Source organism: Paraburkholderia sp. BR13444 (assembly GCF_040948755.1).
GTDB lineage: Bacteria > Pseudomonadota > Gammaproteobacteria > Burkholderiales > Burkholderiaceae > Paraburkholderia > Paraburkholderia youngii.
This window is the reverse complement of record NZ_JBFPKM010000004.1, coordinates 95,991-109,405: the sequence shown is the minus strand read 5'-3', so window position 1 is coordinate 109,405 and position 13,415 is coordinate 95,991. Positions and strand designations below refer to the sequence as shown.

Genomic DNA, 13,415 nt, shown 5'->3' with positions numbered 1-13,415 from the left:
CGTCCTTTGCTGTTTAGTTCGCAGCCTGCACAGGCGCCGCCTTCTGTTGCGTAATGCGATCATGGCGAATGATCCAGCCAGACCCGCTGATCTCGTATACATCGACAACGTCTTGCGCCGGTTGGCCACGGGCGGCGCCGATCGTCTGGTAGACCGCGACGTCCATGCCTTGGACGATGATCTTCTTCACTTCGTGGGGAATGGGTTCGCCATCCCGATGATCGATCGTGTTCGGCGCGTTATCGACAGCCTTTTCCGAAAAGTAAGTCTTGTACGCTTCGGCGCCCTTGCCCTCCGTATAGGCCAGGTCCATGAACTCCTGAACGATGTCATGCGGCAGTTTGCCGGTGCCCGCATGCCAGTGCCAACGCGGATCCGAATGCAAACCGTGAGCGATCTGCGCGATGAACAGGAAGCCCACGATTGCCGTGACCACGCGTCCAGTCATGCTGTCCATCCACACGTTGATACGCGTGGCGATACCCCCCGAGGAGAGAACCCCTTGGTTATTCGACATCCTGCCTCCTTGAAAGCATTGTGAAGAGTGAAACGCTTCGGCTTGAGATGGTTCGGTCCTGCGTTTTTGTATTTAATTTAGCCTACCGAATCGTATAGGTCGAAAGATCGTGTGTAAACGTCGGGGTTTCCCTATTGCCGTTGTCGGCGGAGAGGTGCTATTTGATGTACGCGACATTTCCTTCGCGCGGAATGTAATCCGCGGGGAGCGACGGCGCCGGGCGGACGGCAAGGTCGGTTTTGGGGGCTGACGATCCGTCAGCAGTGAGTCGGTCAGTGGCAAGGAACCCGTATGCCGCGATAGTTGACGCGGCATGGTGGCAAAAGCCTTGCCATCCTCGGCCTTGCGTAATGCCCGAGTCCTCACCCGGATGGGTAGACAGGAAGATTCAATCCGCGAGCGAACACGATCCACCACCGGCATTGGCCCTTGCAGCGCCCGACGCCGGATGATCGGGGTGTTGCGGCTGCGTTACTACTGGGGCATCTGACCAGTTGGAGCGCTGGCCGCCTCATGCCATTGCGCCACGATGGCGCCTGCGCGTATCGCGCTATCGGGGTAGTCGAACCAGTCGTCGGACTGGTCGTAGCCCGCCTTCCGCCATTCGATCAGGTCGGCGCGCACCGTGGCTCGTGTGAGCGGAACCGTCGAATCGTACGGTTGGGCCTGCGCCGCAATCGACGCGAAACAGCACGCCGCGGCAAGGACGCCGAGCGCTATACGCGGAACGGAGTTCATGGCAAGGCCTTTCTTATCGGGGTTATCACTGAAAGTATAGGCGTTGTCTTGACAAACGAAAGGCAAATCGAAACATATTCACTTCTCGCGTAGTGCACAAAACGAGGGGCCGGGAATATGGTCTGGCAACCCGCCGACTAACGGATCACCAAGCGCATATCGTTCGGCGCTGTCCTGTGTCAGCGGAGGAATTTCGAGGACAAGGCCACTGCCAGAGCGAGGCGTTCGATGGATCGCGCGGCATCGAGGCGCGCCGCAATTGCCGATAGAATGCGCGCCGGAAGCTTCCCGCTGTAAGCGCCTTCTGTTCCGCCGAAAAGAGCTTCGCCCGCGGGCCTTTCCCCATGCCGGCTTCAGACGCCTTCAACCAATGGTGCTCTATCTTTTTCTTTTGAAGAATCGCTCTGCACCATCGCTCTTTCCTTTGCAATCCCAATCAATGACCACAAAAGGAAAATAGCGAGCATCAGCTGTCATCCAGGGAATACCCTCGAACACAACAAGTCGGAAATTTTCCACCTGTTATATGCAACATCGTATATTATTTTGCATGCGTACTGTTGTGCATCGCCTCCCCTTGTGCAACGTCGACCACTCTACAAATTAACATCCACAAATAGGAGACACTGGAATTGCGCAAACTGCTCGTTAGCTGCGCCGTTACGGCAGCAATCGCGCCTGTGATGGCACAGGCACAGACCAGCGTGACGCTGTATGGCGTCGCCGATGCATTCATCGGCTACTTCGGAAACTCGGAAGGCCAACACGTCATCAGCATGAACAGCGGCGGTGCCGGTGGTTCCCGTTGGGGCATTCGCGCGAAGGAAGATCTGGGCGGCGGTCTGTCAGCGATCGCCGTGCTCGAAAGCGGCTTCAACATCAACAACGGTACTTCCGGGCAGAGTGGACGTCTGTTCGGGCGTCGCGCCTACGTCGGCATCGACAGCCGCGACTTCGGCCAGATCATTGCAGGTCGCCTGCAAACGGCCGGCTACGAATGGGGCGGCACTTTCGACCCGATGCTGCTGGCAGCAGCCTCGCCGCTCGGCTCGATTGGCGGCGAAGAACCGCGTCCGTGGATTTTCAACATGCTGCAAGATCCGGCTCGCCAGGACAATACGATCCAGTATTCGTCGCCGACCTGGCGGGGTCTGAATGGCACGGCAGCGTATTCGTGGGGCAACAATCAAGGTCTACAGAACGCGACGCACTACCAACTCGCGACTCTTACCTACGCCAACGGCCCGTTGCTCACGAGCTACGGTTTCGGCCACAGCCTGCAACCGTCAGCGACCATTGCACGCAATACGTACGAACACGTCTTGGGTGTGAAATACGACTTCAACTTCGTCGCGCTCTACGGTACGTACCAAGTGCGTCTGAATGATCCGGGCCAGACCGATAAGGGCTGGCAAGCCGGTGTCACGATTCCGACCGGCCCATTCGGCACCATTCGCGCTTCTTACGGCGGACTGAGCGACCAGAACATTACCTATGCCAGCACAAACGGTCCGGTAACTGGCAATTGGGCGATTCGATCGGCTGCTGTCGGTTACACGTACCAACTCTCGAAGGCGACGATGCTGTACGGCTTCTTCAAGAAGCTCTGGAACAGCGGGATCGCGCACCAAACGATCTACCCGCCCGGTGGTCTCGGTGCCCCGACCGGCTACCACGCCAATGTCACGGCAATCGGCCTGGGTTTGGCAACGCGCTTCTAAGCCTTCCTGCTCCTTTGAAAAAAGCCCGCTTCGAGCGGGCTTTTTTTATTCATAGTCCTCTGCTTACCAAAACGTCGATGACCGTCCCGCTTATACGCTCTCGCTCATCGATCAACACCCGCTTAGCCTACCAATCCTTTGCAGGCAGGCATCTATCTGTCGCCAGTGGAAGGTACTTCTCCATCCGTTCAATCAGACGCAGTGCCTCTGTCTAAGGACTTTCAAACGCACTCGGAACAAAGCGAGATTGGGAGATCTGTCGCAGCTCATTGCTCGATAGATCAGAGACGAAATGCCTACGACTTGGGTCATGCGTACTCGCGCCCTGCGCCACCATCAGGTCGATCCTGCTGAACCCAACTCAGATGGACACGCCAAGCCGTATATAAACAAAAAAGTCCAGAGAGAAAATTCTCCCCGGACTTCCTTGAATCTAGAACCGCGGTGACCGCAGACTTATGCTTCGCCCTTTATCTTATCGCGCACGAGCACGAAGATGAACAGCAGCCAGGAGACGCCGAGGCCGAAGTAGTCGAAATTACGCAGCGGACGGTAATCCGTCCAGCCCCAACCCGTCGAGCCGTCGACGGCCGCCAGCGTCAGTGCGAGACAGATGGCGATTGCGATCCAGGTATTCTTTTTCATCGCGTGTGCTCCTTAAGCCAATTCTTTTTTCCGCTGTTCGAAGGCGGGTACATTTTGCTGCTGTTCGACGGCGGGTACACCCACCAGGCTTCCACCCTTGCCCTTCAGGCTGAAACCCTTCCAGCCGTCCCACAGCCACATCGGGTTGAGCGTCGGCCGGAAGCAAACCGCCATGTAGCCGCTGTATGCGAGCAGCAGAATGCCGTTCATCAGGAGTTCTTGCGGACCCGAGAACAGTTGACGCGGCGTCGCCGAGATAAACGTGTTCAGCCAGAAAATCGTGACCGTGGTCGGCATCTCGAGAATCAGTGTCAGGAACACGAAACGGTTCATCAGCAGAAGTGCCCCGTAAACCGCTTCCATGTACTTAACCCAGTGATACATACCGATCGCATCGGCTCCCGCCACATACTGGCCGGCGAGACCCGGAATCATCGGCACATAGCCGTCGATCACGAATCGGATACCTGAGAAGAAAAGGTGGGCGCCGAAATACAGACGCAACCACGTGATCACATACTTCCACGGGGAAGAATTCGCGCTATTCATTGGAAGGGTATTTCCGTAAAGGTTCTTGCAGTACAACGTTGAAATATGGTGCCGCAGAAATTGCAATACGGCAGGATATCTCAAAGGTGATGGAAACTTCCCATCACCTAAGAGCCGTTTTAAACGATGCCTTTACGGCGATCGCGAATCAGTACAGTAATGACGCAGATCCACGGAATTGCCAGACCAAACATGTCACGCGCGCGCAGAGGACGATATTCCGTGTAACCCAATCCCGTCGATCCGAAGAAGACCCAGCACGTCATGACCAGACAAAGGGCGAGACCGATATAGAGATTCCGGTTGCTCTTCATTGCAGTTCTCCCGATTCGACGATATCTCTGCGCGGTTCAGGTGTTTTCTTGAACTTGAGAGACTCTTTCCAGACATCGACCTTGAACCCTTCCCACAATGCTAGAGGCGTGAGTTTTGGCTTAAATACCGAAGCCATGTAGCCGCTGTAGGCCAAAATCAATAGACCATTCATCAGCAGTTGATTCGGGCCCGAGAACAATTGGCGCGGAGTCGCAACGATGAAGGTATTGATCCAGAAAATCGAAACCGAAGTCGGGAACTCGAAAATCGCAGCGAGCAGCACGAAACGGTTGCTCAGCATCAGGATACCGAGCACGCATTCCATATACTTGACGACCGGGAACATGTGAATCGCATCCAGCGCTTGCACGTATGCACCTCCGGTGCCCGGAATGAATGGAACCCATCCGGTGGAGATATAACGAAAACCCGACCACAGCAAATCGGCACCGAAATAAATCCGGAGCCAAAGGACAGCGTACTTCCACGGCGGCGAATTAATACCTTGCATCAGATGTCTCCGTTGTTGGCTTTAGTTTTCGCAACGCGGCGGAATCGAGTCAGCCGCTGAATGCCCGTTTACGCCTGAACGACCCGATGGGCTGCGCCCGGCGTGATGATTTTGCTCAGGAGCTTTTCATCGACCTCGAATCCAAAGCCCGGCCCTTCGCTCGGATATGCCCGGCCCCGGGCAAACCGCTGACCGCCGATTGCCAGATCTTCGCCCGCCGGAATCTCGTCGCTGTTGAATACCGAATGCACGGCCAGAGGCCCCATACTTTCGCTCATGAACTGGCACGCCCACTGATCCGAGACCATCAAATGCGTGCTCGGGCCCGACTCGATACCGCCACCGATCAAGGTGGAGCAGAACACGGGGATATCGTAGATCCGGCATGCCGCCAGGAATCGTTGCGCCTTGAGCAGACCGCCGACCTTTTGAATCTTCAGAATCACGCCGTCCGCCGAGCGGCGCTCCGCGATCTCGCGCAGGTCGCCAAGTTCCTGTGCCCCCTCGTCTGCGTAAATCGGCGTGTTCACGCGCTCACGGAGTTTGGACATGCTGTCGCGGTATTGATGCGCCAGCGGCTGCTCCATGAAAGCGAGGTTGTATTCGTCCAGGCGACGCACCGTCTTCAGGGCCTGCTCGTAATTCCACGAACCATTTGCGTCCAGAGTGATCATCGCGTCCGGGCCGAGTGCTTTACGCACTTCGCGGGCCGTCGCCACATCGTTGTCGAACGTATGGCGCCCAACCTTGAGTTTGAAGGCCGAGAAACCAGCCTCCCGAACCTGGACTGCTGCCTCTGCCACTTTTTCCGGATCGCCGGCCGAGAGAACCCAGCCCAACGGTACTGACTCGCGAGTGCGGCCACCCAGAAGATCGTAGACCGGGCGACCGAGAGCTTTCCCCTTCAGGTCATGCAACGCGCAATCGACGAGAGCTTTCGCTTGATTGTTGTCGCGTGCTAGCTGATCCATCATGCCGACGATTTTTTCGATATTGCACGGATCTTCGCCAAGCAGGATTCGCGGAGCGAAAATATCGGAAATCATTGCCGTCATCGAGGCCTGGCTTTCACCGCGATACCACGACGAGGTGTCGCCAGATTCAGCGACGCCCACCAATCCGTTATCGGCATAAATACGCACCACGAGCGTATTCAGACAGGTGATCGTGACGTTCGGAAGCTTCAGTGGCTTCTTAAGCGGCATTGAAACCGGAACGCACTCAACGCGGGTAATTTTCACGGGATTGAACCTATAGAAACTCGAGAGAGGAGTGCCCCCAACGGACACTCCTGAATCAGATATCAGCTATTTGCCGCCGCACGATGCAGTGCACCACAGACACGGATCAACAGAATGACTGCCAGTGCTACCGAGATCACATAGCAAACGACGAAGGAAGCGCCGAGTGCATTGGGACCCGAGAACAGTTTGGCAACGAGCGCGACGACGGTGGGCCCGAGTGCCAGGCCGAGCAGGTTGGTGATCAGGTAGTAGACCGCCGTCAGTTTTCCCATCATGTTGCCCGGCGTGAAGTTGGCCATCGTTGCACCGCCCGCTACCGCGAACATCGAGAACATGAACGTCTGTACGAAATATGCGATCAGGCCGACATTCATCGAGTGAATCAGCGGGAAGCATGCGGTGACGATTGCAGCGATGGCCGTCGTGACAGCGGCGACACGAACCGGTGCGTCGATCATGCCGCGTTCACGCAGCCAGTCAGCGATACGGCCCAGGATCAACAGGCCAGCGGGCGACGCCAACAGTGCCACACCGCCCAACGCCTTACCGATCTCCGGACGCGGGACATTCAGCGTGCGCGCGATGATTTCCGGGAGCCACGCCATCTGCGAACCAACCGCAATGCCGTACAAGCAGATCGCAACCCAGAGTTGAACGTAGACGGCCTTGTTGGTCCACGCGAAACAAAGCGCTTGACGATACGTGACCCCACTGCCCGCGTTGACGTCGCGGCGTGCCGGTTCACGTACGAGCCACAGAAGCACAGCGAACGGAATGCCGATAAGACCCGGCACCAGCAGCACGAAATGCCATGGTTTGAGCCCCCCAACCAGCGGCAGGCCCCCAAATGCGCCCGCGGACGCCGCCTTCAGAAGAAAACCGCCGAGGCCGAGAGCCAGACCGGTGCCGAGAAGCGGGCCGATGTTGTAAATGCCGAACGCGAGGCTGCGGCGTTGCGGCGGAAACGCATCGCGAATCATCGACGCGGCTCCAGGCGACAGCGCGGACTCGCCAACACCGAGGCCCACCCGCGTCACGAACAACTGGACATACGTCTGACTGAGACCGCACAAAACCTGAACGGCGGACCATGCCATGATCGCGCCACCGAGCAGGCGCCGGCGCTCGTACTTATCGACCAGCGCACCCATGGGGACGCCAAGCACGCTGTACAGAAGCATGAATGAGAGCCCGAGAAGCCAACTGACTTCGAGATCGGAAATTCCGAGGTCTTCCTTGATCGGCCCGACGACGAGGGAAATCGCGCCCCGATCGATGAAGGAGACCACGTATGTCGCCGTCAAAATGGCGAGCATCCACCATGCTCCCTTCGACGTTTTCGAATCCGAAGCGGCTTCGGCGGGTGCGAACGTCGCTCGCACCTCTGCGGTCTCACTCATTGTTCTCTGTCTCCTGGTTAGTTATCCGTGTAATCAATCAGCGAAGCTTCCGATCCTCGCTATCGGAAAGTGCGGTCTTCGCTGCTGTCATGCCTGATACGATGAACTCCGCAATATCGCCCATCGAGTTGTAGAACGGACCCCACAAAGATCCGCACTCCCCAACTGCATAGAGACCGGGAATCGGCTTGTCGTGATGATCGAGAACACGTTGCCCCGCATCATGTTTCGGTCCGCCGTGGGTATTGAGGTACGTCGGCAGCATGGGTCCGATCGCGTAGTACGGCCCCTCGTCGTTGAGCGGCACCAGGAACGTCTCGCGTCCGAACTCGGGATCGGCATTCAGACGGCACTGCTCGTTATAGCGCTCCACAGTCTCACGAAGTGCCCGGGGATCGAGGTGACCTGCCTTGGTCACGCCCGGGATTTCCGGCCATTGGCACTTCAATGCCAGCTCTTCGAGCGTATCGGCCTTGATGATCAGACCTTCTTCGAGTTCCTTGAGATTGTCCTGGCTCCACGGCGGTACGCGCGAATTCAGCGTGGTCATCGCCGCGCCACCGGCCCGAACCTTTTCGTCGAAGATGTGGAATGCCGGCACGTTGGTGAATTCCGGAATGCCCGGCGTCGTTGCTAGCCACGTGTCGCGATTCGCCAACCCGTGTTGAACGACCGACGTGTCGATCGTTTCGTTGTGGAAGCGCTTCGCCTGTCGGTTCACCCACAGCAGACTGCCGCCGTCCTTGAACGCGCCCGACTTGTAGCCGAAACCCGCTACCTTGTTAAGGTCATACGTGACATAGACGTACCCTTCCTTAGACTTGATGCCCATGTTGAGCGGGCCTGCCACGGCGTTCATGTGCCACAGCTGGGCACCGACTTCCTGCGCCATGCGGATGCCGTCGCCGGTCAGATTCGGGCTGCCCAGGAAATAGATCGGGCATGCGGTGAGAAACTGCTTGCACATGGCCTCGTTCGCTTCGAATCCACCGCTGGCCAGCACCGTTGCCTTGCGACCGCGAATCGTGATCGTCGTGCCATCTTCGCGTTCGGCTTCGACACCGAGAATCGCACGTGTCACCGGATGCTGAATCAGACGCGTGACACGCGTGCTGTACTTGACACGTGCACCCGCCTTCTCTGCTTGAGCCGAGATCGCGTTATAGAGACCTGCGCCGCCTGGCGCGGCCACGACGCTCATACCCTTGATGCTCTCGGCACCCGGAGCGCCCGCGAACTCGGGAAAGAAACCCGGGGCCGAGAACGGCTGCGGGTTGTCTTTGAGCGGCAATTCCAGTTTGTGCTGGAACGCAGGTATGTCTTTGAGACTTGCGACGAAATGACGAAGAACGCTCTCCTCGGTCTGACCAGCACACAACCAGTTCAGATACTTGAAAGACTCTTCTTCATCCACGGAGGTCATGATCAGACCACCCGCCACACAGACCGAGTTACCGCCGCCCTGCGCACCCTTTTCGAGGATGAGCACGTCAGCGCCCTGTTCGGCGGCAGCGAACGCGAACGTTGCGCCCGCACCGCCATAGCCGACCACCACCATATCGGCCTGTTCATCCCATCGGGGCTCGGTCCAGTTCACTTCCATCTTTTCGTTATCCATCGTGTCTCTAAACATACCGGCGCGGGTTGAGCTGCTTAGGCTGCGGGAGATGCTGCCTGCTCGGCTTCTTCCTTCGTGCGAAGGCCGTCATAAATCTCGTTGTAACGCAGCACCGGCTGATCCATCGCCAGCATGATCATCTTGCGGCCCGGCACCTTCTTGATCATTGCCTGCTGCGCTTCGATGATTGCCTTGTCTTCGGCGAATGCCGCGTCGGCGATTCCGAATGCGTGCTCCTTCAGATCGGCGTGCTCATGATCCGGACCGAAGTTGTAGAAGAACATCGATTGTGTATCGTTGATCGGCGTAATCATCTGGCACGTGCAGCGACGGAAGATCGGTTCCTCGTTCGGCTTACCGTCGACGAAACGATCTTGAACGCCCGGTGCGAAGGAGTTGATCTTCAGAATGAAGACGCCCGGCACCAGGAAGGTGCTGACCACGTTATCGTCGGAAGGCAGATCGAAATACGGGTTCGTCGGACGGCCCATGTGCCAACGATCGGCGACGACGCCACGTTCGAGAACCGTCGTGCCGCGCTTGGTCTCGCCATCCTTCTGAACCTTCAGCGACACCTTGTTATTCGCACCGAACGTCGATTCGTGAATGAACGGTGCGTGCGACAGGTCGAGCAGGTTGTCGGCCACGAGTTCTGCATTGCCGTTCATGACGAACTTCGAGCAGACCATCGAGTACGTGTCGCTATCCGGACCTTCGATCGGCGGAATCAGTGCGACGTCGGCCTTTGCCGGGTCACCCATCCAGACCCACGCGGCACCGTGCTTTTCTTCGATCGGGTAGCTGCGCACGCAGACCTTCGACGAAATCCGCTCCTGGCCCGGGATTTCGGTGCAGCGACCATCGGCAGCGAACTTCAGGCCGTGATACATGCAGCGCAGTTCGTCGCCTTCTTTGCGGCCAACCGTCAGCGGCGCCAAACGGTGCGGGCACAAGTCTTCCAGAGCGACGAGCGTGCCGTCGTCCTTGCGATAGAGCGCCAGCGGTTCGTCCATCACGGTGAACGGGACGATGTCGGTAGCCGAGAACTCGCTCGACCAGCCAACCATGTACCAACAGTTCCGAAGGAATTTCATTTGATGTCTCCTCAGAGAGAATCGAGAACGGACAAATCGAGCGTATTGCCTGATACATGCGGTACAGCCGACCCAACTTGCCCCGGATCGGATTTACCGAGCTCGATTGCCGAAAGTATTCAATTGGGTATTCTTTATCTTATCTTGTAGCACCGCTCGACAAGACTCGGGGATACCCTTAAATGCGAGAATCGGCGTCCCGCTTTTTCTTGCTGGAACGCCGTATCCACGTGGGCGAATATCAGCTGAAGTACACGCGTTCAGCGGTCGTGTGCAGGACCTTCCGCTGATCTGCTTCAGAGAGCGACGACACTGAATCCTTTGCCAACTGAACCATGTCCTTGTACTCACCCTTCGACTGCGCGATGTCCGAACCCCACATCACGCGGTCGGCTCCGAACGACCGGACGACACGCTCGACGACGGGCGCTGCCGGCAGCTCGAGTGCCTTCAGCTTGCCGAGGTTGATCATCGAGTACAGCAGGTAGACGTTCGGCGAGTCGACGAACTTGAGCAGCGCTTCGTCCACGCCGTAGTCCGGTGCACCCGATTCGCCGACGATGTTCGAAAAGTGATCGAGAATGACTGGCGTGTTCGGGAATTGCTTGACGACATCTCGAAGCGCTTCGAGCGCGGCGGCGCGATTCCAGCGATAGAAGTGCAGGCGCACCGAGCCGCCGAGATCCGACACAGCCGACCATGCACGCATGGCTTCTTTCGACGCGAACCAGCTCGAGTCCGCGCCCTTGTTCGGCTCCGTCAGACGAATGCCGACCGAGCCACGCTGGCCAACCCAGTAGCGCACGGTTTCTTCCACGTTGTCGGCCAGTGCATCGATCATGCACAGCGACCGCAGACGATCGGGATATTGCTCTGCGGAGTCCACCACATAGTCGTTGTGGAAGCCGTAGAGGTGAGCGCGCTGGACCGCGAGCGCCTTCTCGACACCATTTGCATCGAGCAGGTCGATCAGGCGTTCGGCCGTCACCGGGTTGTCGAATGCGTTGGCTTCGAGCGTGCCGCTCAAAGGCGACGGCGGATACTTCTCCACGTTCGTGGAAATCAGGTGGGCGTGACTGTCGATCATGACGTTACCTTCTCTGTAAAATTCGATATCAACAAACGGTAGTGCGTTATTTCCACGGATCGACACAGACGTGGATAGCGCCTTCGACGCCACGCCCGGCCGTCGCCAGGATCGCTTCGTGTGTCTGTGCGAGTCCGAAGGTGTGCGAGCACACCTCGTCGATCGGATAGCGGCCCGAACCGATATAGCGCAGTGCCAGTTCCACAGCCGCATAGCTACGGCCACGCGGTGCACGCACCGTCAGATAGCGCTTCTTGATCTCGCCGATCGGCACGTGCTGTTCCAGGCCGTTCAGGCTCAGGTAGGCGCCCTTCGCTGCCAGCGCGATCGCCTGCTTGACGATTTCGCCTTTGGGATCGCCCGTGGTATCGACAACGACGTCCACGCCACGGCCCTTCGTGATACGCATCACTTCGGCTTCAAGGTCTTGCGTCTCGACATTGATCGCGTAGTCGGCGCCAAGGCGCAGCGACAGATCGAGACGAGTCTGGTCACGCGTCATACCCGCGAGAATCACCGTGTACGAGCCAGCGGCCTTTGCCGCCAGCACGCAGCCCAAACCCTGCTGGCCAGGACCGAAGACGAGCACGACCTTGCCGGGGCCTGCGCCACCGTCAAGACACGCCCACTGCACGCCGTTGCCGAACGGCACGGCCAGCGTCGCATGCGTGGCCGGCATGTCGTGGGGAATCTTGTGCATCACCGTGTTGAGCGGCATGTGCATGTACTGCGCGTAACCGCCCCACAGATGCGGCGGCTTGTTGGCGGTGGACATGCCGAATCGATCGGTATTCAGACGATCCTTCACGTTGAAGAAATCGACCTCCATGCACAGACGGAAATCGCCCTTCATACACCACTCGCAATTCCAGCACGGCAGGTATTCATGGAGAGCAACGCGGTCGCCGGGCTTGACGCCCCACCGCTTAGCCGCGATGTCGCCAACTTCTTCGATCGTGCCGACGTTCTCGTGGCCCATGATCACCGGAACGTGACCGGCCTTGCGATACAACTCGGGATCGCTGCCACCGACGCCGCTGGCTTCGATGCGCAGAATGCCGGTCTCGGGGCGCACTTGCGGATAATCGAATTCACGCAATGCGGTGGTCTCGACATCCGTCTTAACCGCGGCCAATACCTTCTTCGTCATGTCTGTCTCCTACTAGTATTTCAATCTCAGGCTTTCGAAAATACGCGCAGGGCGGTGCCGCCAAAGATCGCGTCGAGATCGTCATTCGTCAGTCCCGCGAGTGCCTGGCGCGTGAGTTTCAACGCCAGACCATATCCCTCGCGTGAACTCACGACGGGGAAGTCAGAGCCCCACATCAAACGATCAGCGCCAAACGCGCTAACTGCTTCGTGTAGGAGCGTAGGATGGGCATCACCAAACGGCCGGCCCTGCTGCCATGTTTTCAGATCGCGAGGCAATAGTTCGCCGAGGCCCGGTACTTTCAGCATCACGTTGGGGAACGCCGCGAGTTTGAACACCTGGCGGCGCTGCGCCAGCGCTTCATCCGTTGAAGCCGGCGTGCTGGTACCGCCAAGATGCTCGAGGACAATCGTCGTACCCGGCAATTTGGTGATCAATTCAATGAAGCCCGGCGCGTTGAATGCTTCAGCAGATCCAACGCAGCTCACTGGCAATCCCGAGGCCTGGATACCGCGCCAAGCCTCGGGAAGGCGACCGTCGACAAGACATGCCGATGGTCTCAATCGAATACCGCTGGCACCAGCACGGGCCAGCGATTCGATCGTTTTCGCGACGTCCGGGTCCCCGACATCGACCCAGGCCACGCTCGACAGACGGCCGGGAAATCGTTTAACGCATTCCTGCTGATACCGGTTATCCGTCTGTCCAATCATCTGCGTGAGCACGGCATGACCAACACCGTATTCATTCATCTGATCGAGCAGCGTCTCGACGGGCTCATACCAATGAGGCGATACGTGAGCGTGGCTATCGACGATCATGCGAA

At 58.1% G+C, this 13,415-nt stretch carries 14 protein-coding genes; 1 reads left to right on the top strand and 13 read right to left on the bottom strand.

Annotation, left to right across the window (positions count from 1 at the left end; translation table 11 throughout):
* Nucleotides 1–13: 13 nt before the first annotated feature.
* Nucleotides 14–517: a hypothetical protein gene (locus tag AB3X95_RS13060; RefSeq protein ID WP_368621542.1), complete on the bottom strand. Its 504-nt coding sequence runs from the start codon at nucleotides 515–517 to the stop codon at nucleotides 14–16.
* A gap of 474 nt (nucleotides 518–991) precedes the next feature.
* Nucleotides 992–1,255 (bottom strand): DUF4148 domain-containing protein, encoded by a 264-nt coding sequence (locus AB3X95_RS13055; RefSeq protein WP_368621541.1) that lies wholly within the window; start codon nucleotides 1,253–1,255, stop codon nucleotides 992–994.
* A 632-nt stretch (nucleotides 1,256–1,887) separates the two neighbouring features.
* Here AB3X95_RS13055 and AB3X95_RS13050 point away from each other — a divergent pair.
* On the top strand, nucleotides 1,888–2,976 hold the full coding sequence (locus tag AB3X95_RS13050) for a porin (RefSeq protein ID WP_176125427.1): 1,089 nt from the start codon (nucleotides 1,888–1,890) through the stop codon (nucleotides 2,974–2,976).
* Between the two features lie 456 nt (nucleotides 2,977–3,432).
* On the opposite strand, the gene AB3X95_RS13045 is transcribed toward AB3X95_RS13050, so the two are convergent.
* From AB3X95_RS13045 to AB3X95_RS12995, 11 genes are all read right to left on the bottom strand, one after another.
* Nucleotides 3,433–3,621, bottom strand: coding sequence for a hypothetical protein (locus AB3X95_RS13045; RefSeq protein WP_368621540.1), 189 nt, complete (start codon nucleotides 3,619–3,621; stop codon nucleotides 3,433–3,435).
* Nucleotides 3,622–3,633: 12 nt separating this feature from the next.
* Nucleotides 3,634–4,170 carry a hypothetical protein gene (locus AB3X95_RS13040; RefSeq protein ID WP_246391931.1) on the bottom strand — a complete coding sequence of 179 codons (537 nt, stop codon included), beginning with the start codon at nucleotides 4,168–4,170 and terminating at the stop codon, nucleotides 3,634–3,636.
* Nucleotides 4,171–4,289: 119 nt separating this feature from the next.
* Nucleotides 4,290–4,484 (bottom strand): hypothetical protein, encoded by a 195-nt coding sequence (locus tag AB3X95_RS13035; protein ID WP_087738133.1) that lies wholly within the window; start codon nucleotides 4,482–4,484, stop codon nucleotides 4,290–4,292.
* Nucleotides 4,481–4,996, bottom strand: coding sequence for a hypothetical protein (locus AB3X95_RS13030; RefSeq protein ID WP_176106742.1), 516 nt, complete (start codon nucleotides 4,994–4,996; stop codon nucleotides 4,481–4,483). Before AB3X95_RS13030 ends, AB3X95_RS13035 begins: the two co-directional genes overlap by 4 nt.
* Nucleotides 4,997–5,064: 68 nt before the next feature.
* Nucleotides 5,065–6,237, bottom strand: coding sequence for a mandelate racemase/muconate lactonizing enzyme family protein (locus tag AB3X95_RS13025; RefSeq protein ID WP_368621539.1), 1,173 nt, complete (start codon nucleotides 6,235–6,237; stop codon nucleotides 5,065–5,067).
* Between the two features lie 62 nt (nucleotides 6,238–6,299).
* A complete protein-coding gene (locus AB3X95_RS13020) occupies nucleotides 6,300–7,640 on the bottom strand; it encodes an MFS transporter (protein WP_176368718.1) in 1,341 nt (446 codons plus the stop codon).
* A gap of 37 nt (nucleotides 7,641–7,677) precedes the next feature.
* Entirely contained in the window at nucleotides 7,678–9,258 is a 1,581-nt protein-coding gene (locus tag AB3X95_RS13015; protein ID WP_368621538.1) for an FAD-dependent oxidoreductase, read from the bottom strand.
* Nucleotides 9,259–9,293: 35 nt separating this feature from the next.
* On the bottom strand, nucleotides 9,294–10,352 hold the full coding sequence (locus tag AB3X95_RS13010) for an aromatic ring-hydroxylating dioxygenase subunit alpha (RefSeq protein ID WP_254906085.1): 1,059 nt from the start codon (nucleotides 10,350–10,352) through the stop codon (nucleotides 9,294–9,296).
* Between the two features lie 241 nt (nucleotides 10,353–10,593).
* Nucleotides 10,594–11,439, bottom strand: a complete 846-nt coding sequence (locus AB3X95_RS13005; RefSeq protein ID WP_176125424.1) for an amidohydrolase — start codon at nucleotides 11,437–11,439, stop codon at nucleotides 10,594–10,596.
* Between the two features lie 46 nt (nucleotides 11,440–11,485).
* Nucleotides 11,486–12,589: a zinc-binding dehydrogenase gene (locus AB3X95_RS13000; protein WP_368621537.1), complete on the bottom strand. Its 1,104-nt coding sequence runs from the start codon at nucleotides 12,587–12,589 to the stop codon at nucleotides 11,486–11,488.
* A 26-nt stretch (nucleotides 12,590–12,615) separates the two neighbouring features.
* Nucleotides 12,616–13,410 (bottom strand): amidohydrolase, encoded by a 795-nt coding sequence (locus AB3X95_RS12995; RefSeq protein ID WP_368621536.1) that lies wholly within the window; start codon nucleotides 13,408–13,410, stop codon nucleotides 12,616–12,618.
* Nucleotides 13,411–13,415: the final 5 nt, after the last annotated feature.

Coding starts and splice junctions, on each gene's coding strand:
- AB3X95_RS13030 (WP_176106742.1), bottom strand. CDS start 4,996: ATGCAAGGTATTAATTCGCCGCCGTGGAAGTACGCTGTCCTTTGGCTC.
- AB3X95_RS13060 (WP_368621542.1), bottom strand. CDS start 517: ATGTCGAATAACCAAGGGGTTCTCTCCTCGGGGGGTATCGCCACGCGT.
- AB3X95_RS12995 (WP_368621536.1), bottom strand. CDS start 13,410: ATGATCGTCGATAGCCACGCTCACGTATCGCCTCATTGGTATGAGCCC.
- AB3X95_RS13015 (WP_368621538.1), bottom strand. CDS start 9,258: ATGGATAACGAAAAGATGGAAGTGAACTGGACCGAGCCCCGATGGGAT.
- AB3X95_RS13040 (WP_246391931.1), bottom strand. CDS start 4,170: ATGAATAGCGCGAATTCTTCCCCGTGGAAGTATGTGATCACGTGGTTG.
- AB3X95_RS13020 (WP_176368718.1), bottom strand. CDS start 7,640: ATGAGTGAGACCGCAGAGGTGCGAGCGACGTTCGCACCCGCCGAAGCC.
- AB3X95_RS13055 (WP_368621541.1), bottom strand. CDS start 1,255: ATGAACTCCGTTCCGCGTATAGCGCTCGGCGTCCTTGCCGCGGCGTGC.
- AB3X95_RS13045 (WP_368621540.1), bottom strand. CDS start 3,621: ATGAAAAAGAATACCTGGATCGCAATCGCCATCTGTCTCGCACTGACG.
- AB3X95_RS13035 (WP_087738133.1), bottom strand. CDS start 4,484: ATGAAGAGCAACCGGAATCTCTATATCGGTCTCGCCCTTTGTCTGGTC.
- AB3X95_RS13000 (WP_368621537.1), bottom strand. CDS start 12,589: ATGACGAAGAAGGTATTGGCCGCGGTTAAGACGGATGTCGAGACCACC.
- AB3X95_RS13010 (WP_254906085.1), bottom strand. CDS start 10,352: ATGAAATTCCTTCGGAACTGTTGGTACATGGTTGGCTGGTCGAGCGAG.
- AB3X95_RS13005 (WP_176125424.1), bottom strand. CDS start 11,439: ATGATCGACAGTCACGCCCACCTGATTTCCACGAACGTGGAGAAGTAT.